A 24,274-nucleotide genomic window follows, 5' to 3' on the forward strand; every position below is an offset into this window, starting at 1 on the left:
TAGCCGAATTTCACCGGCCACGCATGGCCCGCGCTTCAGCGATTTACCCTCACCCCGCCCGCGAGGCGAATGTCAGGATGCGCGCCGAAGCCTCGTGCAAAGTCGCCGGCAGCATCGGCCACAGATAAGCTGCCAACCCCACGCCGATGAAAACGACCACCATCATGGCCGCGACAACATATCCCCAGCGTTTGTTGCCAACCGCGCCGGCATCGCTTTCCGGCTCGGCCGCCGAAAACGCCGATTGCTCGGGCAACGCCGCGTCGACCGCCCAATCGCCGGGCGCAACGATCGCCAGCGACCCGCTGTCGTTGCTCCAGTCTCCGCCCGTCAGCGCGTGCTTTTCGATGGCGATCGCCGCCTTTTGCCGCCCGACAAAGCCGGATAGCCCCGTCTCGTCGGCCACCGACGGAAGCGTATTCGTCAGCGCCGCCACCAGCCCTTCCATCTCCGCATCCACATCGAGCAGATTGTCGAGCGCCTGCATCGCGGCGCGCCGGTTCGATTTGTGGAGGGCAAGCTGAAGCCGCAGCATCGTCAATTGATTGGCCCGCGCCAGTTCCAATCCGGTCCGCAGCGCCTGCGCATCGGCTAGCATTTTCGGATCGATCGATCCGCTGGCCCATGGCTCCGCGATGGCTGGATTGGTCACGGCATCTTCCCTTACTCAACAACAAGCGGCGAGTAGATTCCGCGCGAGTCCGAATGTGAACCATAATCTGTTCACCTGTTGGTAGATCGCGCCATGTCGATCCGCGCCCCCGAAAGCCGCCGGAAAAATCGGCGAAAAACCCCTTTTGAGCGCAAGAGCCGGAATGCTGGAGATCAGCATTTACGCGATGCTGGCTTCACGAACCAAAGGAGCAGTGCGTGTTTTCTCACCCCACCCAGCCCGTGCGCTATGGCTTTGGCACGACGGAAATCGGCCTCGTGCTGGTCGCGGTCGGCAGTGCCGGCGTGGCGTCGATCCTGATCGGCGATGACCGCGCACGCCTCCGGCGCGATCTGCATTCCGCCATTCCCAACGCGACGCTGATCGAAGATCAGGCCGCCATCGCGGGCGCGCTTGCGCAGGTCGAGCGCCTGATCGCCGATCCGCGCTGCCACGCCGATCTCCGGCTCAATATCGGCGGCTCGGATGCGGAGCGCGCCGTCTGGTCGGCGTTGCGGGCGATCCCCGTCGGCGAAACCCGCAGCTATGGCCAAATCGCCAGGACGTTATCCGTTCCGATGACGGCGCAGGAGGTGGGCGCCGCCTGTGCGGCGAATGTGATCGCGCTGGCGATACCCTGCCATCGGGTGGTCAAGGCCGACGGCGGCATCTCCGGTTATCGCTGGGGCGTCGCGCGCAAGCGTCGCCTGCTGCAGATCGAGGCGGCGGCGTGAGCATCGTGGCGCTCGACTGGGCCGATGTCGCAACCGATCTCGATCATCAGGGCTGGGCGATACTCCCCGGCCTGATCGACGCGGCGGATTGCGACGCGATCGCCGCGCGCTACGATCGCGACGAGGGTTTCCGCAGCCGTGTCGTCATGGCGCGGCACGGCTTCGGGCGGGGCGAGTATCGCTATTTCTCCTATCCGCTTCCGCCCATCGTCCAGAAATTGCGGACCGCGCTCTATCCCCATCTGATGCCGATCGCGAACCGCTGGCACGAGCGCATGGGCATCGCCACCCGATTTCCCGAAACACACCAGGCGTTCCTCGATCGCTGCCATGCGGCGGGGCAGTCGCGGCCGACCCCGCTGCTGCTGCGTTATGATGCGCAGGACTATAATTGCCTGCATCAGGATCTCTATGGCGAGCACGTATTCCCGCTGCAGATCGCGACGTTGCTGTCGGAACCGGGCCGCGATTTCACCGGCGGCGAGTTCGCGCTGACCGAACAGCGCCCGCGCATGCAATCCCGCGTGGCCGTGGTGCCGCTGGCAAAGGGGGATGCGGTGGTGTTCGCGGTCAATGTCCGGCCGCAGCGCGGCACGCGCGGCGATTATCGGGTCACGATGCGCCATGGCGTCAGCAAGGTTCACACCGGGCGCCGCCATACGCTCGGGATCATCTTTCACGATGCAGCGTAGAAATGCCGATGGATGATCTGTTTCCGGATGATCGCCGCAACCTGACACTCGATCCCGGCGCCATGTTGCTCGGCGGCTTCGCGTTACCGATCGATCGACTGCTGCTCGACGCGATCGCGACGATCGCCGCCAAGGCGCCGTTTCGTCATCTCGAAACGCCCGGTGGCCGCCGCATGTCGGTGGCGATGACCAATGCCGGTGGGCTGGGCTGGGTCTCGGACCGGCGTGGCTATCGCTACGACACCGCAGACCCATTGACCGGCCGTCCATGGCCGGCGATGCCGCGCATCTTCGCCGAACTGGCGCGCGATGCGGCGGCGGCGGCCGGCTTCACGGGATTCGCGCCAGAGGCGTGCCTGATCAATCGCTACGAGCCGGGCGCGAAGCTGTCGCTCCATCAGGATCGCGACGAGCGCAACCTGGAACAGCCGATCGTCTCGGTCTCGCTCGGCGTGGAGGCGACGTTCCTGTGGGGCGGCCAGGCGCGCGGCGATCGATCGCGCAGGATCGCGCTTCGCCACGGCGACGTCATGGTCTGGGGTGGGCCCGCGCGGCTGACCTTCCACGGAATCGACACGCTGGCACGGGCCGACCACCGATTGACCGGCATGTTGCGCTACAATCTCACCTTCCGGAAAGCCGCCTGATCGCGACGGCCAGCTGTGCCGGCGGCCCGTGATCGAGCCGCACAGCCCCAGGCGCGGCGCCCGACGCTGTTTCTCTGACGGTATCGGCGACGCATTCTGGACCAATGGCGGAGAGGGTGGGATTCGAACCCACGGTACCCGTAAAGGCACAACGGTTTTCGAGACCGTCCCAATCGACCACTCTGGCACCTCTCCGCGAGGTCGTCCGCTTGAAAGGCGCTTGGTAAGCGCCAGCGGGGCGATCGAGGGCGCGCCTCTAACTGCATTGTTCGGCATGTGCAAGCCGCCCATTGCTCCAGCCGCGAGACGCATTAGATAGTCGACATGACGATCAACGCCGCCACTCCTGCTTCTGCTTCTTCTGCCGGGTCCACCGTGGCGCCGCCGGTCTCCCACGCACGCTTCGCAATCGGCGAGATCGTGCGCCATCGCATGTTCGATTTCCGCGGCGTGATCTTTGATGTCGATCCGGTCTTCAACAACAGCGACGAATGGTATGAGGCGATTCCCGAGAAGATTCGCCCGCGCAAGGATCAACCCTTCTACCATCTGCTCGCCGAGAATGCCGAATCGACCTATGTCGCCTATGTCAGCCAGCAGAATCTGGTAGCGGACGAAAGCGACGAGCCGATCGACCATCCGGCGCTCGACGGACTGTTCACCGGCTACGCCGATGGGCGCTACAATCTGCGTCGCGAGCACCGGCATTGAGCCGCGCGGCGGTTGACAGAATCACTCAGCCGGCTTAACCGCGCCGCTTCTCCCGACGGGCGTGCCTGTTCGGGTCATAGCATTTGGAAAGTGATAAGGGCCATGTTCGCAGTCGTGCGCACAGGCGGCAAGCAGTACCGCGTCGCCGCCGGAGACAAGATCGTCGTCGAAAAGATCGAGGGCGATGCCGGATCGTCGGTGACGCTGGGCGACGTGCTGCTCGCCGGCGAAGGCGCAGAGCTGAAGCCGACCGCTGGCCTCACCGTCGCGGCCGAAATCGTCGCGCAGGCGAAGGGCGAGAAGGTCATCGTCTTCAAGAAGCGTCGCCGTCACAATTATCGTCGCCGCAACGGCCACCGTCAGCAGCACACGATCCTGAAGATCGTGTCGATCGGCGCCGCCGCGAAGAAGGCCGCGCCGAAGGCAGCCGCGAAGAAGGCCGAGGGCGACGCCGCCCAGGCCGCCGAAGCGTAAGGAGTAGCTCGCAATGGCACATAAAAAGGCAGGCGGTTCGTCGCGCAACGGTCGTGATTCGGCCGGTCGTCGTCTTGGCGTGAAGAAGTTCGGTGGCCAGGAAGCGGTCGCCGGCAACATTCTCGTTCGTCAGCGCGGGACCAAGTTCTATCCGGGCCGCAACGTGGGCATCGGCAAGGATCACACCTTGTTCGCGCTCGTCGACGGCCGAGTCGTGTTCCACGACGGCAAGCTTGGCCGCAAATTCTGTTCGGTCGATATTATGCAGGCCGCGGCCGAATAACATCGGGTAACCAGACGGGTTGCCCACCAGGGCGACCCGGGTTCCTGACGCAGGAACCAGCCAGACAGAGGGAGACGGGTCCGCCCCGGCTCCCTTTTTTCTTGCTCCCTGAACCACTTGTGTCGCCAGACCGTCATTCAGATGGGCTAGCGGCGCGAGCAGGCGAGGAGAGCGAGGATGTTCGCGCGGACGAAGAGATTGACGTTGCGGCCATGGTGGCCGGAGGATGCGGAAACGCTGACACGCACGATCGCGCATGAAGCGGTCGCGATGAAGCTGGCGCGCATGCCCTGGCCCTATGCGAAAACGGATGCGGAGGCCTTCCTGTCGCTGCCACGTGGCGCGACGGAGCCGCGCTTTGCGATCCTTGCGCATGATTGCGATTATCCGCGACTGATCGGCAGCATCGGGCTGCGCCCCGAAGGCGGCGTGCATGAGCTGGGCTATTGGCTCACGCCCAGTGCATGGGGTCGCGGCTACGCCACGGAGGCGGGGCAGATGATCGTGGAGATCGCGCGACATGCGCTGGCGGTGAAGCGGATCGAGGCGAGCCATCACCTCGACAATGACGCATCGCGCAAGGTGCTGACCAAACTCGGCTTCCGCGAAGTGCGCCGCGAACCGCATTATTCGCTCGCACGCGGCGGCGATGTCGATTGCGCGGTGCTGGCGCTCGATCTCGACGACGACGAGGATATGGCGTCGTTCCCGATCGCCGCCTGAGCCATCCTCCCGGCAACGCTTTGCGCGCCGGGAGGATTGTATTTCCACCGCAAAGCGCCGACAGCCAAAGGAATGTCCGTTACCCCCCCTTCCCACCCGACGGCGGCTCAGCCCCGAGGAATCGCGCGAGGCGGCGCTGGAGGCCGCGCGTGCGTTGCTGGTGGAGGTCGGCCCGCAGGCAGTGACGCTGAAGGCCGTCGCCGCGCGCATCGGGCGCACCCATGCCAATCTGCTGCATCATTTCGGCTCGGCCGATGGGCTGCAGAAGGCTCTGATCGGGCGGATGGCGGGCTATATCACCAGCACGATTCGCGAGGCCGTATTGCGCCAGCGCGAAACGGATCAGGAGCCGGCGGAGGTTGTCGATCTCGCCTTCGATGCCTTTGATACCGGCGGCGCGGGGGCATTGGCGAGCTGGATGATCCTCAACGGGAATGAGGACGCGCTCGATCCGATCTTCGAGGCGATCCACGATCTCGTCGACGATCTCGCCGCTGGCCATTCCAAAGACGAACGCCCGCTTCAGGACGAAACCCTGCAACTCGTGCTGATGGCATTGGGCGATGCCCTGTTCGGCGCCCCCCTCACCCGCGCGCTGGGATTGCCCCGCAATCGCGCGCGGCATCTCGCACGCGAGATGCTTATCCACGACCGGAATATTTGACGTGCATTTCCTCGATCAGGCCAAGATTTTCATCCGTTCGGGCGCCGGTGGCCCCGGCGCGGTCAGCTTCCGGCGCGAAAAGTTCATCGAATATGGCGGCCCGGACGGCGGCAACGGCGGCAAGGGTGGCGACATCATCTTCGAGGCGGTCGCCGGCCTCAACACGCTGATCGACTTCCGCTACACGCAGCATTTCCGCGCGCCGCGCGGCCATGGCGGCTCTGGCTCGAACCGCACCGGCGCGGGCGGCGACGATCTCGTCATCCAGGTGCCGGTCGGCACACAGATTCTCGCCGATGACGAAGATCGCACCCTGTTGCTCGACATGGTGAAGGTCGGCCAGCGCGAGGTGTTCCTGCGCGGCGGCGACGGCGGGCGCGGCAATGCCAGCTACAAGACCTCCACCAATCGCGCGCCACGGCAGCACGGCACCGGCTGGCCGCATGAGGAATCATGGGTGTGGCTGCGGCTGAAGCTGCTCGCCGATGCCGGGCTGGTCGGGCTGCCCAATGCGGGCAAATCCACCTTCATCAACGCGGTCACCAATGCGCAGGCGAAGGTTGGCGCTTACGCCTTCACCACCACCCGCCCGCAGCTTGGCGTGGTGCGGCACAAAGGCAATGAGTTCGTCGTCGCGGACATTCCCGGCCTGATCGAAGGCGCGGCGGACGGCGCGGGGATCGGCGATCGCTTCCTCGGCCATATCGAGCGGTGCCGCGTGCTGCTGCATCTGGTCGATGCGAACGACCCGGACGTGGCGGAGAGCTATCGCATCGTGCGCGACGAGCTTTGCGCTTATGGTGCGGGGCTTGACGACAAGCCGGTGGTGATCGCGCTCAACAAGATCGACACGCTCGATGACGAACTGATCGCCGCACTCTCGGCGGAGCTTGAGGAAGCAAGCGGCGCGCAGGTGATCCCGATTTCGGGCGCGAGCGGCGTTGGCGTCGATTGGGCGCTCGACAAGCTGCTGGAAGCGATCGGGCCGGAGCCGAGTGCGGGGGTGAGCCCGGATGATGAGGGCGAAGACACGCTCGAATGGTCGCCGGTCTAAGGTCAGCCGCCAGCCAACGGATGCCGGGCTGAGACTGGCGACGTTCCGCGTTCGTGGTGCGCAAGTGCGGGGGACCGGCCGGGCCGACGCGGTGCCCCATCCCGAATCCCGCCGCTACGTCAGCGGATTGCGCGACGCGGCGGCCGCGCCCCATCGGTGACTGGCGGAAAGCGCCAGCCGCCCACGCGTCGCCCTTTCCTCAACGCCGCCGCGGCGCTTTCGCCAACGGCGCCTTGCCCGCCGCGAAAAGCCGATCGAGGAACGCCAGCCGCTGCCGCGACAATTCCTGATCGGTCGCTTTTGGCCAGGCGCTGACGATCGCGACGACCGTTTTGCTCGCGGGATCGACGGTCACGCTCTGCCCGAAGACGCCGACGCCGCCGAAGCGCTGCTGCGGATAGGTCCACCATTGATAGCCATAGCCATAGCCGGTGCCGCGCCCGGTTTCGGCATGGGTGCGAGTGGCGTCCGCGAACCAGCCCGGCGCGACGATGCCGGGGCCACCTTGCATCGCCATCATCCCCATCCGCGCATAATCGCGCAGCGAGACGGAGAGGCAGCACCCGCCAACCTCCTGCCCCATCGCATCGGTCATCCAGAACGCGTCGCGCTCCATGCCGAACGGCTTCCACACCCGTTCGCTGAGATAGGTGGCGAGCGGCATCTTCACCGCTTTGCCCACCAGCACCCCGATCAGGTTGGTCTCGCCGGTCTTGTACACCCATTTGCTGCCCGGCGCCGCCTCGCGCGGCAGGGTGCGCATATAGGCCACGGTAACGTCCATCCCCGGCGGCGCGGGATAGGAGATGATCCGCGCCACGTCGGAATTGGGATCGGTGTAATCCTCATTCCATTTCACGCCCGAGGTCATGGTGAGGAGCTGCGCGATCGTCACCCCGTCATAGGCGCTGCCGGCGAGTTCCGGGATATATTTGGTCACCTGCTCATCCACCGACTTGATGAAGCCGTCGCGGATCGCGGCGCCGACCAATGTCGAGGTGAAGGATTTGGCGACCGAGAAGCTGGTCCACCGGCCATCGCGAGTCAGGCCGCGCGCGTAACGCTCCAGCCGGATCGTACCTTGCTGCACGACGATCAGCCCGGCGACATTCTGCGCCTCCATGAACGCATCGACATCCGCCGCCGGGATCGGCAACGCGGGGCCGGGCGGCAGCGCGAGCACCTTCTTCCCCGCCGGCACGACATGGCCGGGGAATTTATCCTCCATATGCGGAAAATTCGCGTCGCGCTGGGCCTGCGTCCAGAACAACACTTCCGAACCGGCCTGTTGCAGCTTCGCGCGATTCTGCTCGGTAAGGGTGACGCCACCATTGGCTGGCGCGGCCGGTGCGGGCTGGGGCGCGGATTGCGCCATCGCGGTGCCGGCGAGCAACATCGCCGCGATCAATCCCGTCACCCGCATATTCCCTGCTCCCTCACCAGCGTAACCTGGGCGACATCGATTCCGCCACCGCGGAAGCCCCCCTCGCAATACATCAGATAATAGCGCCACAAGTCGATGAATTTCTGATCGAAGCGCGCCGGCAAACGCCCCTCCGCGACCGCCGCGTCGAACGCCACGCGCCACAGCCGCAGGGTTTCGGCATAATCCGCGCCAAAGCCCGCACGATCGCGCCACGCCAGCCCGTTCGCCTCGGCCAGCGCGCGGAACCGGCTTTCGGAAATCAGTATCCCGCCGGGGAAGATGTATCGCCGGATGAAATCCAGATTGCGGGCATAGGCTTCCCACACATCGTCCGCGATCGAGATCAACTGGATCGCGGCGCGGCCGCCGGGTTTCAGCACCCGCGCGATCGTGGCGAGATATTCGGGCCAATATTTCTCGCCCACCGCCTCGACCATTTCGATGCTCGCGACGCCGTCGTAAATCCCCGTCACATCGCGATAATCGGTGAGCGAAACCGTAACCGGAAGCCCCGCGGTGCGTCGTTCGACCACCGCCTTCTGCTCGGCCGACAAGGTGATCGCATCCACCGCGACCGATGCGCGCGCCGCCGTCAGCGCGAACGAGCCCCAGCCGCAGCCGATCTCCAATATCCTGTCCCCCGGCGCCGCGCCGGTGCGTTGCAGGATCGTGACGAGCTTGCGGTGCTGCGCCTGTTCCAGCGTATCGCCGGGGGCGAAGAGCGCGCTGGAATAGGTCAGCGACGGATCCAGCCACTGCGCGTAGAAATCATTCCCCAGATCGTAATGCGCCGCGATATTGCGCTTCGCCCCGGCGCGATCGTTGCGGCGCAGCGCCTGGAACATCCGCCCGGCGAATCGCGCCCCGCTCTTGGCGCGCGCCACCCGGCCCAATGTCGCGCGGTTGCGCATGAACAGATCGAAGATCGGGACGGGATCGGGGCTGGACCAGTCTCCCGCCGCCCACCCCTCATACCAGCCGACCGAGCCGGCCACGATCAGCCGCCCAAGCGCACGCCAGCGATGGACATTGACGATCGCAATCGGGCCGTCACCGCGCCCGCCAAGCAGCCGGCAGGTGCCGTCCGGCAGCGTCGATTCGATCGCGCCAAGGGCAAGCCCGGCATCGATCCGGTCGAGGATACGATGAAACAACGGCGCGACGACACGCGCCAGGCGGCCGCCAGCGCGCCGCGTTTCGCTTGCTATCGAGCGATTCACCGCAGCGCCTTTGCACATGCGGCGAGCGAAACGAAAGCGCGAAAACGTGTTCTACGCAGCGCGCGATGGTGAAGGCATGCGGCGCGCATCATCTCGGGCACCACGGGCCGCCGCCGCCCTGCGTCCACGAATGGAAGCAGGGCGTGACGGGATCGGGCATCAACTGCCTTTGTCCGGCGGTGCGCCCCTCACGCCCGCGAAATCGCGGGCGTCGCGCGCCGCCTTAGCGTTTCGCCTTCGGCTTGGCCGGTGCGTGCTGCTGTGGCGCCGGTTGCGGCGCGGACACCGCCAGCTCCGCGAGCACCGCCCGATCGGTGGGCGACAGCGCGCGCATCTGCTCGTTCGCCACCGCTACCGCCTCGCGCTGAAGCGCGTTCGCAGCCTCGGCGCGCGCGGTGTTGGCGGCCACGAAACCCTCGACATCGACCGGGCGTTTTTCAAGCGCGACGCGAATGTTGTTCTGCGCCGTCTGCCCGCGCTGCGAGATTTCGCGCAGCGCCGGCGCATGCTTCTTCTCGGCATCCATCATCGCATCGACGCCAGCCTGAGACATGCCACGCGAAGCGAGCGCAAGGCGCGTGCGCTGCTCGGACGTCGCCTGCGGCGTGGCGGTTGCGGCAGGCGCGCCGGCCTGAAGTGCGGCCGCAATAATGAACGTCAGCATCATTCGGATCTCGGCTCCTTTTCGACCATCCAGGTCTGGCCCTTGGAAAGCAATTTCTGGAGGTTCGGCGCCTTGCCCTCGCTCGCCTTCGCGTTCTGCGCGACGACCGCGCTCTCGAACGTCGGCGCGGGATCGTCGAACACCACGCCCAGCGCGATCGGGAAAGCGCCGAACGGCATCTCGACCAGCATATGCGCAAGGCCGCGGTTGGTCTGATCGTGGACGATCACCCCCGCGCTTTGCCAATCGCCGTCGGCCACATCGACCACCTTCAGCACCAGCCGATCGGTGTCCATCGCCAGCCCCTTGGTGCCGTTCTCGAACAGCAGCGGCTTGCCATGTTCCACCCACAGCTGGTTCGATGCGGCGTTCGGCTTGGCGGTGAAAGGCGCGAACACGTCGTCGTTATAGACGATGCAATTCTGGAAGATCTCGACGAAGCCGGTGCCCTTATGGGCATAGGCCGCCTTGAGCACGCTCGGCAGGTTCTTGTTCACGTCGATCCCGCGCCCGACGAAGCGCGCACCCGCGCCCAGCGCGAAGGCGCAGGGGTTGGCCGGGCGATCGACCGATCCGAACGGCGTGGACGGCGATTGCGTGCCGACGCGGCTGGTGGGCGAATATTGCCCCTTGGTCAGCCCGTAGATCTCGTTGTTGAACAGCAGCACCTGGCAATCCAGGTTGCGGCGGATCAGGTGCATCGTGTGGTTGCCGCCGATCGACAGCGCATCGCCGTCGCCGGTGATGATCCACACGTCGAGATCGGGATTGGCGAGCTTCACCCCCGTCGCCACCGCCGGCGCGCGGCCGTGGATCGTATGGAAGCCATAGGTTTCCATATAATAAGGGAAGCGCGACGAGCAGCCGATCCCGCTGACGAACACGGTGTTTTCCGGCCGCGCGCCGATTTCCGGCATGGTGCGCTGCACCGCCTTCAGGATCGCATAATCGCCGCAGCCGGGGCACCAGCGGACTTCCTGATCGGTCTCCCAATCCTTGGGCGACGATTTGGCGATGGTGGTCATCTCGTTCATTGTCTTGATCCCTAGATCCCGTCCGCGCTCAGGCCAGCGCCTGTTCGATCGCCGCTTCGATTTCGGCGATGCGGAAGGGTTGGCCGGACACCTTGTTGAGCGGTTGCGCGTCGACGAGGAACTGATCGCGCAGCACCGTCTTGAGCTGCCCGGTGTTCATTTCCGGCACGAGCACCTTGTCATAGCCCTTGAGCAGCGGCCCGAGGTTCGCCGGCATCGGCCAGATGTGGCGCAGATGGATATGGCTCACATCCAGCCCGCGCGCGCGGGCGCGGCGCACGGCCTGGAGGATCGGGCCATAAGTGGAGCCCCAGCCCACCACCGCGAGCTTGCCCGACGTCTCGCCGACCTCGACCTGCTGATCGGGCACCTTGATCCCCGCCACCTTGTCGCGACGCGCATCGGTCATCAGCTGGTGGTTTTCCGGCGAATAATCGATGTTGCCGCTGCCCGCGGCCTTCTCGATCCCGCCGATGCGGTGGAGCAGGCCGGGCGTGCCGGGTTTCACCCACGGCCGTGCGCCCTTTTCGTCGCGGGCATAGGCAAGGAAGCCACCCGCGGGCGCTTCCTTCAGGAAGCTCACCGGGAACGGCTCCAGCGCGCTGGTATCGGGCACCTTCCACGGCTCGGCGGCATTGGCGATATAGCCGTCGGTCAGCAGCATCACCGGGGTCATATATTGCGTGGCGATGCGCACCGCCTCGATCGCGACGTCGAAGCAATCGGCGGCCGAGCGCGCGGCGATCACCGGCATCGGCGCGTCACCGTTGCGGCCATAGACCGCCTGATAGAGATCCGATTGCTCGGTCTTGGTCGGCAGGCCGGTCGATGGGCCACCGCGCTGCGAATTGACGATGACCAGCGGCAGCTCGGTCATGATCGCCAGCCCGATCGCCTCGCCCTTCAGCGCGATGCCCGGCCCGGACGACGAGGTGACGCCAAGCTGCCCGGCATAGGATGCGCCGATCGCGCTGGCGATCGCGGCGATCTCGTCTTCCGCCTGGAAGGTGGTGACGCCAAACTCCTTAAGCCGGCTCAGGTGATGCAGGATCGCCGAGGCGGGCGTGATCGGATAGCCGCCAAAGAACATCGGCAGGCTGGCAAGCTGCGTCCCCGCGACCAGCCCGAGGCTGATCGATTCGGCGCCGGTGATCGTGCGATACAGCCCCGGCTCGGCAGGGGCCGCCGGCACGTGATGCTGCTTCATCGGCCCGGCGAGTTCCGCCGTCTCGCCATAGGCATGGCCGGCGTTCAACGCCGCGATATTCGCTTCCGCCAGCGTCGGCGCCTTGGCGAATTTCGCCTTCAGCCACTCGACCAGCGGCGCGCGATCGCGATCGAACATCCAGAGCGCCAGACCCAGCGTCCACATGTTCTTGCAGCGCAGTGCCTCCTTGTTGCCCAGCCCGAACGGCTTCACCGCATCGAGCGTCAACTGGGAGATGTTGAGCTTCAGCAACTGCCACGCCGCGAGGCTGTCATCCTCAAGCGGGTTGGCATCATATTTCGCCTTGGCGAGATTGCGGTCGTTGAACTCGCCCTGGTCGGCGATGATCAGGCCGCCGCGCTTCAGCGACGGCACGTTGGTCTTGAGCGCCGCCGGGTTCATCGCAACCAACACGTCCGGCTCGTCGCCCGCCGTCTCGATCTCGGTCGAGCCGAAATTGATCTGGAAGGCCGAAACGCCGAAAAGCGTGCCCTGCGGCGCGCGGATTTCCGCCGGGAAATCGGGGAATGTCGCCAGGTCGTTTCCGGCCAGCGCGGTGGAGAGCGTGAACTGCCCGCCGGTAAGCTGCATGCCATCACCCGAATCGCCGGCGAAGCGGACGACGATGGATTCGGCAGGTGGGTTTGCGGATGCTTCCTGGGGAGTCACTTGGTGGGCGGCGGTCGCCATGCGGCAGTTTCCTGTGGGACTTCGGTTATCGTGTTCAGGCCTTACGCCCTCATTTCTGCGTGATCCAACGTAGAATGATATGGCGGCGTGGCAAGTCGAGCTATCGCGGGCGGTGGACGCGGCCAATCTAATACGGCAAGCTTAGTTGCAAAAGCGAACCTTGAGGAGAGTTGATGCGATGACCGACACGCTGATCGATCGCCCTGCCGCTGCCCCGGAAGCGGCACCCTACGTCCGCCCGGATGTGCGCGCTTTCCTCGATTTCCTCAACAACGTCCCCGGCCCGAAGATGCACGAGCAGCAGCCGGCGGAGGCGCGCGCCGTATATCTCGCGATGAAGGATGTCGCCGATCCGCCGGTGGGCGAGCTGGCCGTCATCAAGGATCTCGCCATCCCCGGCCCCGCCGGCACGATTCCGGCGCGGCTGTTTGACGCGCGCGCCACGCGTGCACCCGGCCCGGTGGTGGTTTTCTATCACGGTGGCGGCTTCGTCATCGGCGATATCGATACGCACGCGAGCTTCACGGCGGAGATGGCGCGCCAGCTCGATCTGCCGGTCGTCTCGATCGACTATCGCCTCGCCCCGGAGGCGCCGTGGCCGGCCGCGCCCGACGATTGCGAGGCGGCGGCGCGCTGGATCGCGGGCAATCCGGCGGAGCTGGGCCGCGTCGCGACCAGCCTGGTCCTGTCCGGCGACAGTGCGGGCGGCAATCTGACGATCGTGGTGGCGATGCTGCTGCGCGACGATCCCGCCGCCGTGCCGGTGATCGCGCAGGGCCCGATCTATCCGGCGGCGGACATGACGAAGGAATATCCCTCGTTCAACCAGTTCGCGGAGGGCTTCCTGCTCACCCGTGACGGGATGATCTGGTTCTCGGATCATTACGGCGCGGAGCCGACGCATGTTAAAGGTTCGCCGATGGTGGGCGATCTCGCCGGCCTGCCGCCGGCGGTGATCATCACCGCGAGCCTCGATCCGATCCGCGATCAGGGCCGCGCTTATGCCGCCGCGCTGGCGCAGGCGGGCGTGCAGGTTTCGTTCCGCGAGGCGAAGGGCAATATCCACGGCTTCGTCAATTTGCGTCAGGCGGTCCCGTCGAGCGCGGGCGATGTCGCGGGTTATCTCGCGGCGCTGAAGGACGTGATCGTCGAGGCGGAGGGCGCACGGGTGATGAAGCAGGCGGCGGGGGGCTGATCCCCCGCCTGCGGCGGGCTTGTCAGCACCCATGGGGCGGGTGCAGTGCGGCGCCAGTCACTGCACGAACGGATGGACATGACCGATCCCGCCTCCCTCCCCTATCGCCCCTGTGCCGGCGCGATGATGATCAACCATGCCGGGCAGGTGTTCGTCGGGCAGCGGCTCGATACCACGCTGGAGGCATGGCAGATGCCGCAGGGCGGGATCGATCCGGGGGAGGACGCGCGCGCCGCCGCGATTCGCGAACTCGGCGAGGAAACCGGCGTTGCGCCCGAACACCTCGAATTCATCGCCGCGGCGCCGGAAGAGCTGACCTATGATCTCCCGCCGGAGCTGATCGGCAAGGTGTGGAAAGGCCGGTATCGCGGCCAGCGTCAGCATTGGTTCCTGTTTCGCTTCACCGGCGCGGATCGCGATATCGACATCCGCACCGCTCATCCGGAGTTTCGCGCGTGGCGCTGGGCCGATCCGGCGGACCTCCCGGAAATCATCGTGCCGTTCAAGCGCGCGCTCTATGAGCAGGTGCTGGCGGCCTTTTCCGATCATCTCTGCTGAGCAACGCCCCGTCGAGCCCAGCCACACCCTTGCTCCAAAATCGCCACAAAGAAGGTTAGGAGTCAGCATGATGCGCGCGCTTCTTCTCGCCTTTCCGCTGCTGCTCGCCAACACCGCCGTGGTGGGCGACGAACATCCGCCCGAGGATGCGTCCCACAAGGCGGATGAGGTGACGATTCCCGCGCCGATCCGCGCGATGCTGGAGGCAGCGATCGCCGCCGGCAACGATGCGGAGGTGGCGACGATCGTCAAATATGCGCGCACCGCCGATCCGGCGAGCGGCGACGCGGTGGCGAAGATGGCCGCGGAATGGCGCGACGACCGCAAGCGCGCGCATGATTCGCGCGTGCGGGAGGCGGGCCTGTTCGATCTGTGGCGCGGCCGCGCCGAGCTGGGCGGCTATCTCACCACCGGCAACAGCGAGACGATGGGCACGACGGGCGTGCTCGATCTGACGCGTGAGGGGCTGCAATGGCGCCACAAGGTGCGGCTGCAGGCCGATTACCAGCGCAGTCTCGGGATCACCACGCGCGAACATTATCTCGCCAGCTACGAACCGAACTTCAAGATCGATTCGCGGCGCTACATCTATGGCGCCAGCCAGTTCGAATCGGATCGTTTCCTCGGCTATACGCAGCGTTATTCGAACTCGATCGGCGCGGGATACAGCGCGATCCAGACGCCGGCGATGAAGCTCGATCTGGAACTTGGGCCGGCGTTTCGCTACACTTCCTTCACCGACGCCACCACCCAAAGCAGCATCGCCGCGCGCGGTAGCGTGGATTTTGGCTGGCGGTTCGCGCCGGGGCTGAAGTTTACGCAAGTCGCGTCGGCTTATCTCCAGCATTACAATTCGACCATCAGCGGCACGAGCGCGATCGCCGCGAAGGTGCTGGGGCCGCTATCGGCGCAGGTTTCCTATGTCGTACAATATGAGAGCATGCCGCCGGCGGGACGCCGCACAACCGATACGACGAGCAGGGCGTCGCTGGTCTATAGCTTCTGAGCTACGGCGGCGGCGCCAGCGGAAATTTCACCCGACACCCATTTCCCAAAGCGACTCTACCGCGCTACCACTGGTGGATGGCGGGAATATCAGCCGATGAGAGGATTGCGATCGAGCGGGCGAGTGCCTCGCCGATGCTCGCGCGGGTGCGGCAATGGTCCGCGATAAATAGCGGAACGGGCAATCTTGCGGGGCTGGCGACGGTCGCCCGCATGCTCGCGGATGCTTTCGCCACGCTGCCCGGCGAGGTGCGGCTGATCGATCCGGCAAGCGCCGAACGGGTAACGCCGGCGGGCGTGGTCGAGCCGATCGCGCACGGCCGCCACCTCCACCTTTCGGTGCGGCCGGATGCGGCGGTGCGGCTGCTGCTCACCGGGCATATGGACACCGTTTATCCTGCCGATCACCCGTTCCAGACCCTCACCGACCGCCCGGACGGGACGATCAATGGCCCCGGCGTCGCGGACATGAAGGGCGGCCTCGCGGTGATGCTCGCAGCGCTTGAGGGCGTGGAGGCGGCCGGCAGCACCATCGGCTATGATGTGCTGATCAATTCCGATGAGGAAACCGGCTCCTTCTCCTCCGCCGCGCTGATAGCCGAACTGGCGCGTGGCAAGACTGCGGCGCTGACCTATGAACCCGCGCTCCCCGACGGCACACTGGCGGGCGCCCGCGGCGGCACGGGCAATTTCTCGATCGTCGTGCGCGGCCGCTCCGCCCATGCCGGGCGCAACCCGGAGGAAGGGCGCAACGCGATCGTCGCGGCGGCGGATATCGCGCTGCGCCTCGCCGCTGTTCGAGGCCCGCGCCTCGCGGTAAATCCCGCGCGGATCGACGGGGGTGGACCGAACAATGTCGTGCCCGATCTCGCGGTGCTGCGCGTCAATTTCCGCCCTGCCGATGCCGACGAAATCTCCCGCGCTCGCGCCCATATCGATGCGACGGTGGCGGAGGTCGCGGCGGCACATGACGTTCATATAGAGGTGCATGGCGGGTTCAATCGCCCGCCAAAGCCGATCGACACGGGCGCCGCGCGATTGTTCGATCTCGTGCGCGATGCCGGCGGCGATCTGGGCCTCACGATCGGCTGGCGCGCAACCGGCGGCGTGTGCGACGGTAACAATATCGCGGCGTGCGGCGTGCCGGTGGTGGATACCATGGGTGCGCGCGGGGGCGCGATTCATTCGGGGGAGGAATTCTTGATCGTCGACAGCCTGGCCGAGCGCGCGGCGCTCTCCGCCCTCACCATCCTGCGCATCGCGGACGGGCGCCTGTGACCTTCGTCGTCCGCGCCGCGCGCGACAACGATCTGTCGCACCTGTATGAGATGGCCAAGCTGACCGGGGGCGGCTTCACCAATCTGCCCGCCGATCGCCCCGCGCTGAAAACCAAGCTCGATCGCAGCCATGCCGCGTTCGCGCGCGAGGGTGGCGAACTGGGCGATGAATTGTTCGTGCTGATCCTCGAAAATCTCGAAACCGGGGAGGTGCGCGGCACCTGCCAATTGTTCACCCAGGTCGGGCAGCGCCATCCCTTCTACAGCTATCGCCTGAGCACGCTGACCCAGCATAGCGACAAGCTCGGCCGTACCTTCCGTGCGGAGATGCTGTCGCTCACCACCGATCTTGAGGGATCGAGCGAAGTCGGCGGGCTGTTCCTCCATCCCGGCGAACGCGCCGGCGGACTGGGCATGCTGCTCGCCCGCAGCCGCTATCTGTTCATCCGTATGCACCGCCAGCGTTTCGCCGATCGCATCCTCGCTGAATTGCGCGGGATCATCGACGAGGCCGGCGGATCCCCCTTCTGGGACGGTCTGGCCGGTCGCTTCTTCGGCATGAATTTTCAGGACGCGGATCAATACAATGCCATCCACGGCAACCAGTTCATCGCCGATCTCATGCCGAAACATCCGATATATACCGCGATGCTCTCCGAATCCGCGCGCGCCGCGATCGGCCTTCCCCATCCCTCGGGCCGCGCCGCAATGCGGATGCTGGAAAATGAGGGATTTGCGTTCGAAAACTACATCGACATCTTCGACGGCGGCCCGACCATGACCGCGCGCACCAACAACGTCCGCTCGATCCGCGACGCGCGCACCTCGCCGATTGTCGCGATCGACAACGAGGGCGGCGCGCAGGCGCTGGTCGCGCACGGCGCGCTGGCCGACTTCCGCTGCGCGCTGGGCACGGCGCGCGAGGTGGGCGACGCGGTGGTGATCGATCCTGCCAGCGCCCGGGCGATCGGCGTGCAGGAAGATAGTGTCATCACCTACACCACGAGGGCGTGATGCTGGAAATCAACTTCGACGGCATCGTCGGGCCGAGCCACAATTATGCCGGGCTCAGCCCCGGCAACCTCGCCGCTACGCGCAACGCGGGCAATGTCGCTCACCCGCGCGCCGCCGCGTTGCAGGGCATTGCGAAGATGCGCGCCAATCTCGCGCTCGGGCTGCCGCAGGGTGTATTGCTCCCCCATCCGCGCCCGGATCATCGCTGGCTGGCCGCGCTCGCCACCGATTACGCTCATGCCGCGCCGCATCTTCAGGCGCGGGCGCTCTCGGCGTCGGCGATGTGGGCAGCCAATGCCGCGACCGTTTCGCCCGCTGCCGACACGCGCGATGGACGTTGCCACCTGACGGTCGCCAATCTGATGACCATGCCGCATCGCAGCCACGAATGGCCCGCGACGCTGGCGCAATTGCGCACCGCATTCGCCCATCCCGCTTTCATGGTCCACGGCCCCGTCCCCGCCCCGTTTGGCGACGAGGGCGCGGCCAATCATATGCGGCTGTGCGCCGAACATGGCGCGCGGGGCATCGAGGTCTTCGTCTATGGCGAAGCCGGCGGCCGCTTTCCCGCGCGCCAGCACCGCGAGGCGAGCGAGGCGATCGCGCGGGCGCACGGGCTCGATCCGGCGCGCACCCTGTTCGTCGAGCAGTCGCCGGCGGCGATCGCCGCCGGCGCCTTCCACAATGACGTGGTCGCGGTGGCCAATGCGCGCACCCTCTTCGCGCATGAGGAAGCCTTTGCCGACAAGGGTGGCTTCTACGCCCAATTGCGCACGCTGATGCCCGAGGTGGAGATCGTCGAGGTGCCGGTCGATCGCGTCAGCCTTGAGGATGCGATCCAATCCTATCTGTTCAATGCGCAACTCGTCTCGCCGCCGTCCGGGCAACAGACGCTGATCGTGCCCGGCGAAGTGCAGGCCAATCCGCGCGTATGGGAATGGTTGCAGGAACATATCGCCGGCAACGGCCCGATCCGCGCGGTGCAGGTGGTCGACGTGCGGGAATCCATGGCCAATGGCGGCGGCCCGGCGTGCCTGCGCCTGCGCGTCGTGGCCGATCCCGCAACGATCGATCCGCGCTTTATGGTGGATCACACGAAGCTCGATCGTATCGCCGCGACGATCGACGCACACTGGCCGGAGGCGATCGCGGTGGAGGCGATCGGCGATCCGGCGCTGGTCGCACGCATCGAAAATGCCCGCCGCGCCTTGCTGGAAACGCTCGACCTTGTCGGATTAATTGACAGTTAACCATAAGATCGCATGTCGAAATCGCGGAAATCCGCCACTGGCGCGGCGCTTGCTTATAATCGGGCATGTGGTCCCGCATCGCCCGCCTGTTCGTCATCAAGACCAAGTTCGAAGCGTTTCTGATTATCTACACGCTCGGCGCCGGCGCGATTGAACGCGGCATCCACTATCTGCACGACTTTCCGGGCTACGGCGGCTGGTTGCTGTTCCTCGCGTCACCGGTCGCGGTGTTCATGGCCGGCGCACGCATCCTGGAATCCGTCGAACGCGACCGCTGAATCCGTTCATCGACCAACCGACGCGAACTGGCGACGAATTGAGATTGATATGATGTAACATTCCGCTTAGCCAGCGCTCATGATACAAAGAAACATCATTCTCAGTTCGCTCGCCGGCGTCCTCGCCATTTTGATCGCTTCCCCGGCACTTGCCGATGCCGTTCCGGCGCCGGTGCAGGATGGGACGCCGCATGACGTGATCGTCTCGGCGCCCGTCGCCCGTAATGAGATGGATGTGCTGCAGGGCACTTCGGTCCTGTCCGGCGACACGCTCAACCGCGAATTGCGCCCGACGATCGGCGAGACGCTGGCGCGCCTGCCCGGCGTGTCGGCAACGTCATTCGGGCCGAGCGCATCCCGCCCGATCCTGCGCGGCTTCCAGGGCGACCGCATTCGCGTGCTGACCGACGGCATCGGCTCGGTCGACGTATCGAACACCTCGGTCGATCACGCGGTGGTGATCGATCCGTTGCTCGCCGAGCGGGTCGAGGTACTGCGCGGCCCTTCGGCATTGCTCTATGGCTCGTCGGCGGTCGGCGGCGTGGTCAACGTGATCGATTCGCGCATCCCGCGCAGCGTGCCGGAAAACGGCTATCGTCTGAACGCGATCGGCAGCTACGCCAGCGCGGCAAGCGAACGCTCGCTCGGCGCGGCGGGCGATGTGGCGGTAACGAAGAACCTCGTGCTCCATGCCGATGGCTCATATCTCAAGGCAGATGATCTGCGCATCGGCGGCTATGTCCTGTCCCCCGGCGCGCGCGCGGCGGCGCTGGCTGCGGCGCAGGCCGCCCCCAACGACCCGATCGATTTCGCGGCCTCCGCGCAGCTCAAGGGCCGCCTGCCCAACACCGCGGCGGAAACCTGGACGGCGGGCGTCGGCGCGGCGCTGATCACCGATACCGGCTCGCTCGGCGTGTCGTATAGCCATTACGACAGCCTTTACGGCGTGCCGATCCGTTACGCGACCGAGCCGGGGCAGGATCAGGAGGCCCCGCGCCTCTCGGTCCTCCAGAACCGCTTCGATCTGCGCGGCGAGGTGCAGACCGGCGGCGGCTTCCTCGATCGTATCCGCGCCCGTGTCGCCTACGCCAATTATCGCCATTTCGAGCTTGATCCGGATGGTGAGGTGGGCACCGCTTTCTACAACAAGGGCCTCGAAGGCCGTCTCGAATTCCTTCAGTCCAATCGCGGCGGCTGGAGCGGGGCGAGCGGAGCGCAATATTTCAGCCGTCAGTTCAACGTCGTCGGCGATGAGGCATTCCTGCCGCGCAATAATACCGAGCAGGTGGGGCTTTTCACACTCCAGCAATATGAAAACGGCCCGTTCAAGGCAGAGGGCGGCATGCGTTTCGAGCGCACCAGCCTCGCCGCGCAGAACCCGCTCGACGATTCGCGCTTTTTCAGCGGCGCGCGCAATTTCGACACCTTCTCCGGCTCGATCGGCGCGTCTTACGGCATCGCGAGCGGGGTTCGGATCGGCCTGAACGGCTCACGCACGGAGCGCGCGCCATCGGCCGAGGAATTGTTCGCCAACGGCGCACACGCCGGCACCCAGGCCTATGAACTCGGCAACCCGAATTTCCGCACCGAGAAATCATGGGGGCTGGAAGCGACGCTCCACGCGCACAGCGATGGCTTCAGCCTCGACGCCTCCGCCTATTACAATTGGTTCGACGACTACATTTATGAGAACCAGACGGCGCAGGCGGTGTGCGAGGCGGCGGCCGCACCATCCGGGCGCAGCGTGGACTTCCCGTGCTTCCAATATGCGCAGACCAAGGCGCGCTATTATGGCTTCGAGATCGATGCATCGAAGCGCCTAGCGACCATCGGCGGCCATACGATCAACGCCGACATCCTCGGCGATTATGTCCGTGCAACAGTGGTGGATGTAAGCCCGGTGCCGCGCATCCCGCCGCTGCGCGTGCTCGGCGGGCTTGAGGCGCAGGGGGATCGCTCCAGCGCACGCGTCGAGGTGGAGCATGTGTTCCGGCAGAACCGCATCGCGGCTTATGAAACGCCGACCGCCGCTTATACGATGGTCAACGCGTCGCTCTCGTTCAAGCCGTTCGCGGACAATAAGGGAACGAGCATCACCATCGCGGCGAACAATATCTTCGACGTCGATGCGCGCCGCGCAGCAAGCGTGCTCAAGGATTTCGCCCCGCTCGCCGGGCGCGACATCCGCGCCACGCTGCGTGTGGGTATCTGATCGATCGCCCGGCTCCCCCGGTCAGCGGGGGAGCCGGGCAACGTGCTTAGCGCGGCCCGCGCCAGATCTTCAGCTGCGCATCCGGCGAAAGGCCGCCTTGATGCGCCGGGCAGGTGGCGTAAGCGAATTTCTTGTCGAGGCACAGCCACACCTCGTCCAGCCAGCCTTCGCGGTTCGCCGTCACGCGCATCATGTCCGCGCGGATGCCCGGATTCGCGCGCGCCACCGCCGCCGCGAACTGCCCTGCCGTGAGCGGGCGGCGCGAGAGCGCGTTCATATCGGGATAGCGCAACTTGCCATACATGCCGGTCGAGCGCCGGAAATAACTCGCCGGGGTTTCGCCGGGCATGCAGGTGCCATGCTTGGACCATTCGTGCTGAAGCAATTGCGCGGACGGCGTGGAGCACAGATTGGCGGCCAGCGCCGGGCGCGGCAGGATATTGGTGGTGGTGCAATATTGCGGCCAGTCCTTGCCCTCGCCATCCGGCCACAGGCCGTGCAGCACGAAGCCGAAGCGGTTCGCGCCGCACTGCATCCGTGCCTTCGGATCATGCATCCGCGTACGACAAAATTGCGGGGACCAGCTGATGGCCAGCGTATAGCCGCCGATCGGCAGCACGCGTTGCGGCTCGCGCTCGGTGGCCAGATCGGGGTGCGGCGTGGCGATATCGTTCGGCACGACGCAACGATTGGCCTGTGCTCCCGCCACGCCGGGCAGCGCTATAGCGGCCGCGGCGACCAGCAGCGCGCGATTACGGATCATGCTATATCTTCTCCATCGACCTTTTCGCCGAACCAAAGCTTTGCGTCCGGCTTGAACAGCAACACCGCCGCCGCGATGTAGAGCAGCGACACCATGATGCTGAGCAATGCCGCCAGCACCGGTGCGCCGGCCATCAATGCGCGGATATTGCCGGCGACCCCCAGCACAGAAAACGCGGCGAACACGACGACCACCCACTTCGCCGCCGCGCTGGGCTTGCGCGCCGTAAAATACCACAAGGTCACCGCGATCACGATGCCGATCACCACGGTCACCGGCATCAGCCATTGCGCCCCGGCGATAACCGGATTGCTCGCGAGCATCGCCTGGCGCCCCTGCCAGGTGAATGCGGAAACGACGAGGCCAAGGACGAAGGAGGCCAGATAAAGCTGTTCGTAGCGAACGATCGATGGTGGACGCTGCATGTTTCTTCCCCTTTATGCCCCGCAACCTACCGTGGCGGCGCGCCCGCGCAAGCCGCTCAGGCGGGCGCGAAATCCAGCCCGATGTCGGCGGCCGGCGCGGATTGGGTGATCCGCCCCACGCTGATATAGGTGACGCCGGTTTCGGCGATGGCGCGGATCGTCTCCAGCGTCACGCCGCCCGATGCTTCCACCGGCACGCGCCCGCCGATGAGCGTCACCGCGCCCCGCAGCGTCGGCCCGGCCATATTGTCGAGCAGCAGATAGGTCGCCCCCGCCGCCAGTGCCGGCTCGATCTGGTCGATCCGGTCCACCTCAACGATGATCTCGGGGATCGCCGCCGCCTTTGCGCGGCGCACCGCTTCGCCCACGTCGCCCGCGATCGCGACGTGATTGTCCTTGATCATCGCCGCATCCCACAGCCCCATGCGGTGGTTCTTCGCGCCGCCCATGCGGGTCGCGTATTTTTCCAGGCGGCGCAGGCCGGGGATCGTCTTGCGGGTATCGAGCAGGGTCGCGCCAGTGCCGGCGATGCGATCGACGTAGGCGCGCGTCAGCGTCGCGATGCCCGACAGGTGCTGCGCGGTGTTGAGCGCGGATCGCTCCGCCGTCAGCATCGCGCGTGCGCTACCCTCCAGCCGCATCAGATCGGTGCCGCGCGGCACGGTCGTGCCGTCCGCGACCAGTGTTTCTATCACTACAGCGGGATCGAGCGCGCGGAAGAAAGCGGCAGCGACCTCCAGCCCGGCGACGGTGATCGCATCACGCGTGCCCATCACCGCGCGGAACCGCGCCTCGGCCGGGATCACCGCGTCGCAAGTGACGTCGCCCTTGTCCCCCAAATCCTCGGCGAGTGTCGCACGAACGAAAGCATCCAGATCAAACCCATCAAGCACGAACGTCACGGCAATGTCTCCTCGGGCGCAACGCCCCATAAATGCGATGTTTCTATGAAGCCGGCCTGCCCGCGCACGTCGAGCCGACACCAGCCGTCGCCACACTGGCTCACGCGCCCGACCACGCCCGGCTCCGCACGCCACATCACCTTGGCGCCGGCCGATGGCTTCTCGCGCAATTCGACAATCTCGCCCTGCACCAGCGCGGTGCGGCGCTGGCTGACCATCTTGCCCTGCATCCAGCCCTGCACGCCGGCCGGGTCCTCCACCTTGCGCCAGTCCTGAAACGCATCGACCACGCGCACTGGCAGATCGGCGCGGACATAGAGCCAGGTCGCGGGATAATTGCGGCCGGGCCCGCTGCGCATCCGCGCGCGCGACGGCGCGATCGAGGCGAAATACGGCCCCTTCTTCGGCGGATCGGCCGCGATCGCTCCGCGAACGGTCAAGCCGCCCACCATCGCATCGCCTGCGATCAACGCGCCCGCCATCATCATGGCCATCAGCACCGACACCCGTCGCATCTTAT

General features: G+C 65.9%; 27 protein-coding genes and 1 tRNA gene. 17 read left to right on the forward strand and 11 right to left on the reverse strand.

What is annotated here, in order from left to right; genetic code table 11:
- Positions 1-49: 49 nt before the first annotated feature.
- Complete coding sequence (locus P0Y64_03530; GenBank protein WEK43913.1) at positions 50-652, reverse strand: hypothetical protein; 603 nt, start codon at positions 650-652, stop codon at positions 50-52.
- Between the two features lie 218 nt (positions 653-870).
- On the opposite strand from P0Y64_03530, the gene P0Y64_03535 reads away from it, so the two are divergent.
- The 3 genes from P0Y64_03535 to alkB are packed head-to-tail and all read left to right on the forward strand — an operon-like array spanning position 871 to position 2,725.
- A complete protein-coding gene (locus P0Y64_03535; GenBank protein ID WEK43914.1) occupies positions 871-1,386 on the forward strand; it encodes a methylated-DNA--[protein]-cysteine S-methyltransferase in 516 nt (171 codons plus the stop codon).
- Positions 1,383-2,078: a 2OG-Fe(II) oxygenase gene (locus tag P0Y64_03540; GenBank protein WEK43915.1), complete on the forward strand. Its 696-nt coding sequence runs from the start codon at positions 1,383-1,385 to the stop codon at positions 2,076-2,078. Before P0Y64_03535 ends, P0Y64_03540 begins: the two co-directional genes overlap by 4 nt.
- An 8-nt stretch (positions 2,079-2,086) precedes the next feature.
- Positions 2,087-2,725, forward strand: coding sequence for a DNA oxidative demethylase AlkB (gene alkB, locus P0Y64_03545; protein ID WEK43916.1), 639 nt, complete (start codon positions 2,087-2,089; stop codon positions 2,723-2,725).
- A gap of 105 nt (positions 2,726-2,830) precedes the next feature.
- Here alkB and P0Y64_03550 read toward each other — a convergent pair.
- A tRNA-Ser gene (locus P0Y64_03550) sits at positions 2,831-2,920 on the reverse strand.
- A gap of 129 nt (positions 2,921-3,049) precedes the next feature.
- Here P0Y64_03550 and hspQ point away from each other — a divergent pair.
- From hspQ to obgE, 6 genes are all read left to right on the forward strand, one after another.
- Entirely contained in the window at positions 3,050-3,436 is a 387-nt protein-coding gene (gene hspQ, locus P0Y64_03555; GenBank protein ID WEK43917.1) for a heat shock protein HspQ, read from the forward strand.
- A 102-nt stretch (positions 3,437-3,538) separates the two neighbouring features.
- Positions 3,539-3,910, forward strand: a complete 372-nt coding sequence (gene rplU / locus P0Y64_03560) for a 50S ribosomal protein L21 (GenBank protein WEK43918.1) — start codon at positions 3,539-3,541, stop codon at positions 3,908-3,910.
- A 13-nt stretch (positions 3,911-3,923) separates the two neighbouring features.
- Complete coding sequence (gene rpmA, locus P0Y64_03565) at positions 3,924-4,193, forward strand: 50S ribosomal protein L27 (GenBank protein ID WEK43919.1); 270 nt, start codon at positions 3,924-3,926, stop codon at positions 4,191-4,193.
- 177 nt (positions 4,194-4,370) lie between these two features.
- On the forward strand, positions 4,371-4,916 hold the full coding sequence (locus tag P0Y64_03570) for a GNAT family N-acetyltransferase (protein WEK43920.1): 546 nt from the start codon (positions 4,371-4,373) through the stop codon (positions 4,914-4,916).
- A 40-nt stretch (positions 4,917-4,956) separates the two neighbouring features.
- Positions 4,957-5,580 (forward strand): TetR family transcriptional regulator, encoded by a 624-nt coding sequence (locus tag P0Y64_03575; GenBank protein WEK44956.1) that lies wholly within the window; start codon positions 4,957-4,959, stop codon positions 5,578-5,580.
- Position 5,581: 1 nt separating this feature from the next.
- Positions 5,582-6,634 carry a GTPase ObgE gene (gene obgE / locus P0Y64_03580; GenBank protein ID WEK43921.1) on the forward strand — a complete coding sequence of 351 codons (1,053 nt, stop codon included), beginning with the start codon at positions 5,582-5,584 and terminating at the stop codon, positions 6,632-6,634.
- Positions 6,635-6,833: 199 nt separating this feature from the next.
- On the opposite strand, the gene P0Y64_03585 is transcribed toward obgE, so the two are convergent.
- The 5 genes from P0Y64_03585 to P0Y64_03605 all read right to left on the reverse strand — a co-directional run bounded on the left by P0Y64_03585 (position 6,834) and on the right by P0Y64_03605 (position 12,875).
- Positions 6,834-8,051 (reverse strand): serine hydrolase, encoded by a 1,218-nt coding sequence (locus tag P0Y64_03585; protein ID WEK43922.1) that lies wholly within the window; start codon positions 8,049-8,051, stop codon positions 6,834-6,836.
- Positions 8,048-9,280: a cyclopropane-fatty-acyl-phospholipid synthase gene (locus tag P0Y64_03590; protein WEK43923.1), complete on the reverse strand. Its 1,233-nt coding sequence runs from the start codon at positions 9,278-9,280 to the stop codon at positions 8,048-8,050. Before P0Y64_03590 ends, P0Y64_03585 begins: the two co-directional genes overlap by 4 nt.
- Before the next feature lie 223 nt (positions 9,281-9,503).
- Positions 9,504-9,944, reverse strand: a complete 441-nt coding sequence (locus tag P0Y64_03595) for a hypothetical protein (GenBank protein ID WEK43924.1) — start codon at positions 9,942-9,944, stop codon at positions 9,504-9,506.
- Positions 9,944-10,978, reverse strand: a complete 1,035-nt coding sequence (locus tag P0Y64_03600) for a 2-oxoacid:ferredoxin oxidoreductase subunit beta (protein ID WEK43925.1) — start codon at positions 10,976-10,978, stop codon at positions 9,944-9,946. The genes P0Y64_03595 and P0Y64_03600 overlap by 1 nt, the downstream gene beginning before the upstream one ends.
- A gap of 28 nt (positions 10,979-11,006) precedes the next feature.
- Positions 11,007-12,875 carry a 2-oxoacid:acceptor oxidoreductase subunit alpha gene (locus tag P0Y64_03605; protein ID WEK43926.1) on the reverse strand — a complete coding sequence of 623 codons (1,869 nt, stop codon included), beginning with the start codon at positions 12,873-12,875 and terminating at the stop codon, positions 11,007-11,009.
- 178 nt (positions 12,876-13,053) lie between these two features.
- On the opposite strand from P0Y64_03605, the gene P0Y64_03610 reads away from it, so the two are divergent.
- From P0Y64_03610 to P0Y64_03645, 8 genes are all read left to right on the forward strand, one after another.
- Complete coding sequence (locus P0Y64_03610) at positions 13,054-14,070, forward strand: alpha/beta hydrolase (protein WEK43927.1); 1,017 nt, start codon at positions 13,054-13,056, stop codon at positions 14,068-14,070.
- Positions 14,071-14,148: 78 nt separating this feature from the next.
- Positions 14,149-14,628, forward strand: coding sequence for an RNA pyrophosphohydrolase (locus P0Y64_03615; GenBank protein WEK44957.1), 480 nt, complete (start codon positions 14,149-14,151; stop codon positions 14,626-14,628).
- Positions 14,629-14,698: 70 nt separating this feature from the next.
- Positions 14,699-15,634, forward strand: coding sequence for a DUF481 domain-containing protein (locus P0Y64_03620; GenBank protein WEK43928.1), 936 nt, complete (start codon positions 14,699-14,701; stop codon positions 15,632-15,634).
- Between the two features lie 77 nt (positions 15,635-15,711).
- Positions 15,712-16,911: a hydrolase gene (locus tag P0Y64_03625; protein ID WEK43929.1), complete on the forward strand. Its 1,200-nt coding sequence runs from the start codon at positions 15,712-15,714 to the stop codon at positions 16,909-16,911.
- A complete protein-coding gene (locus P0Y64_03630) occupies positions 16,908-17,924 on the forward strand; it encodes an arginine N-succinyltransferase (protein WEK43930.1) in 1,017 nt (338 codons plus the stop codon). The genes P0Y64_03625 and P0Y64_03630 overlap by 4 nt, the downstream gene beginning before the upstream one ends.
- Positions 17,924-19,174 (forward strand): N-succinylarginine dihydrolase, encoded by a 1,251-nt coding sequence (locus tag P0Y64_03635; GenBank protein ID WEK43931.1) that lies wholly within the window; start codon positions 17,924-17,926, stop codon positions 19,172-19,174. Before P0Y64_03630 ends, P0Y64_03635 begins: the two co-directional genes overlap by 1 nt.
- Before the next feature lie 65 nt (positions 19,175-19,239).
- Complete coding sequence (locus P0Y64_03640; GenBank protein WEK43932.1) at positions 19,240-19,452, forward strand: hypothetical protein; 213 nt, start codon at positions 19,240-19,242, stop codon at positions 19,450-19,452.
- Positions 19,453-19,531: 79 nt separating this feature from the next.
- Complete coding sequence (locus tag P0Y64_03645) at positions 19,532-21,664, forward strand: TonB-dependent receptor (GenBank protein WEK43933.1); 2,133 nt, start codon at positions 19,532-19,534, stop codon at positions 21,662-21,664.
- Positions 21,665-21,710: 46 nt separating this feature from the next.
- Here the strand turns inward: P0Y64_03645 and P0Y64_03650 are convergent, their stop codons facing one another.
- Genes P0Y64_03650 through P0Y64_03665 form a run of 4 tightly spaced genes read right to left on the reverse strand, consistent with a single transcriptional unit; the run spans position 21,711 to position 24,269 of the window.
- Positions 21,711-22,427 carry a ribonuclease T gene (locus P0Y64_03650; protein ID WEK43934.1) on the reverse strand — a complete coding sequence of 239 codons (717 nt, stop codon included), beginning with the start codon at positions 22,425-22,427 and terminating at the stop codon, positions 21,711-21,713.
- Entirely contained in the window at positions 22,424-22,852 is a 429-nt protein-coding gene (locus P0Y64_03655; protein WEK43935.1) for a hypothetical protein, read from the reverse strand. Before P0Y64_03655 ends, P0Y64_03650 begins: the two co-directional genes overlap by 4 nt.
- Before the next feature lie 56 nt (positions 22,853-22,908).
- Complete coding sequence (gene nadC / locus P0Y64_03660) at positions 22,909-23,754, reverse strand: carboxylating nicotinate-nucleotide diphosphorylase (GenBank protein ID WEK43936.1); 846 nt, start codon at positions 23,752-23,754, stop codon at positions 22,909-22,911.
- A complete protein-coding gene (locus tag P0Y64_03665) occupies positions 23,751-24,269 on the reverse strand; it encodes an SH3 domain-containing protein (protein ID WEK43937.1) in 519 nt (172 codons plus the stop codon). Before P0Y64_03665 ends, nadC begins: the two co-directional genes overlap by 4 nt.
- Positions 24,270-24,274: the final 5 nt, after the last annotated feature.

The organism is Candidatus Sphingomonas colombiensis, assembly GCA_029202845.1.
Taxonomy (GTDB): domain Bacteria; phylum Pseudomonadota; class Alphaproteobacteria; order Sphingomonadales; family Sphingomonadaceae; genus Sphingomonas; species Sphingomonas colombiensis.

What these genes read in the sequence shown, in the direction of transcription:
- alkB (WEK43916.1), top strand. Translation starts at nt 2,087, where the DNA reads ATGGATGATCTGTTTCCGGATGATCGCCGCAACCTGACACTCGATCCC.
- hspQ (WEK43917.1), top strand. Translation starts at nt 3,050, where the DNA reads ATGACGATCAACGCCGCCACTCCTGCTTCTGCTTCTTCTGCCGGGTCC.
- rplU (WEK43918.1), top strand. Translation starts at nt 3,539, where the DNA reads ATGTTCGCAGTCGTGCGCACAGGCGGCAAGCAGTACCGCGTCGCCGCC.
- rpmA (WEK43919.1), top strand. Translation starts at nt 3,924, where the DNA reads ATGGCACATAAAAAGGCAGGCGGTTCGTCGCGCAACGGTCGTGATTCG.
- P0Y64_03570 (WEK43920.1), top strand. Translation starts at nt 4,371, where the DNA reads ATGTTCGCGCGGACGAAGAGATTGACGTTGCGGCCATGGTGGCCGGAG.
- P0Y64_03595 (WEK43924.1), bottom strand. Translation starts at nt 9,944, where the DNA reads ATGCTGACGTTCATTATTGCGGCCGCACTTCAGGCCGGCGCGCCTGCC.
- P0Y64_03600 (WEK43925.1), bottom strand. Translation starts at nt 10,978, where the DNA reads ATGAACGAGATGACCACCATCGCCAAATCGTCGCCCAAGGATTGGGAG.
- P0Y64_03605 (WEK43926.1), bottom strand. Translation starts at nt 12,875, where the DNA reads ATGGCGACCGCCGCCCACCAAGTGACTCCCCAGGAAGCATCCGCAAAC.
- P0Y64_03610 (WEK43927.1), top strand. Translation starts at nt 13,054, where the DNA reads ATGACCGACACGCTGATCGATCGCCCTGCCGCTGCCCCGGAAGCGGCA.
- P0Y64_03615 (WEK44957.1), top strand. Translation starts at nt 14,149, where the DNA reads ATGACCGATCCCGCCTCCCTCCCCTATCGCCCCTGTGCCGGCGCGATG.
- P0Y64_03620 (WEK43928.1), top strand. Translation starts at nt 14,699, where the DNA reads ATGCGCGCGCTTCTTCTCGCCTTTCCGCTGCTGCTCGCCAACACCGCC.
- P0Y64_03625 (WEK43929.1), top strand. Translation starts at nt 15,712, where the DNA reads ATGGCGGGAATATCAGCCGATGAGAGGATTGCGATCGAGCGGGCGAGT.
- P0Y64_03635 (WEK43931.1), top strand. Translation starts at nt 17,924, where the DNA reads ATGCTGGAAATCAACTTCGACGGCATCGTCGGGCCGAGCCACAATTAT.
- P0Y64_03640 (WEK43932.1), top strand. Translation starts at nt 19,240, where the DNA reads ATGTGGTCCCGCATCGCCCGCCTGTTCGTCATCAAGACCAAGTTCGAA.
- P0Y64_03645 (WEK43933.1), top strand. Translation starts at nt 19,532, where the DNA reads ATGATACAAAGAAACATCATTCTCAGTTCGCTCGCCGGCGTCCTCGCC.
- P0Y64_03650 (WEK43934.1), bottom strand. Translation starts at nt 22,427, where the DNA reads ATGATCCGTAATCGCGCGCTGCTGGTCGCCGCGGCCGCTATAGCGCTG.
- P0Y64_03655 (WEK43935.1), bottom strand. Translation starts at nt 22,852, where the DNA reads ATGCAGCGTCCACCATCGATCGTTCGCTACGAACAGCTTTATCTGGCC.
- P0Y64_03665 (WEK43937.1), bottom strand. Translation starts at nt 24,269, where the DNA reads ATGCGACGGGTGTCGGTGCTGATGGCCATGATGATGGCGGGCGCGTTG.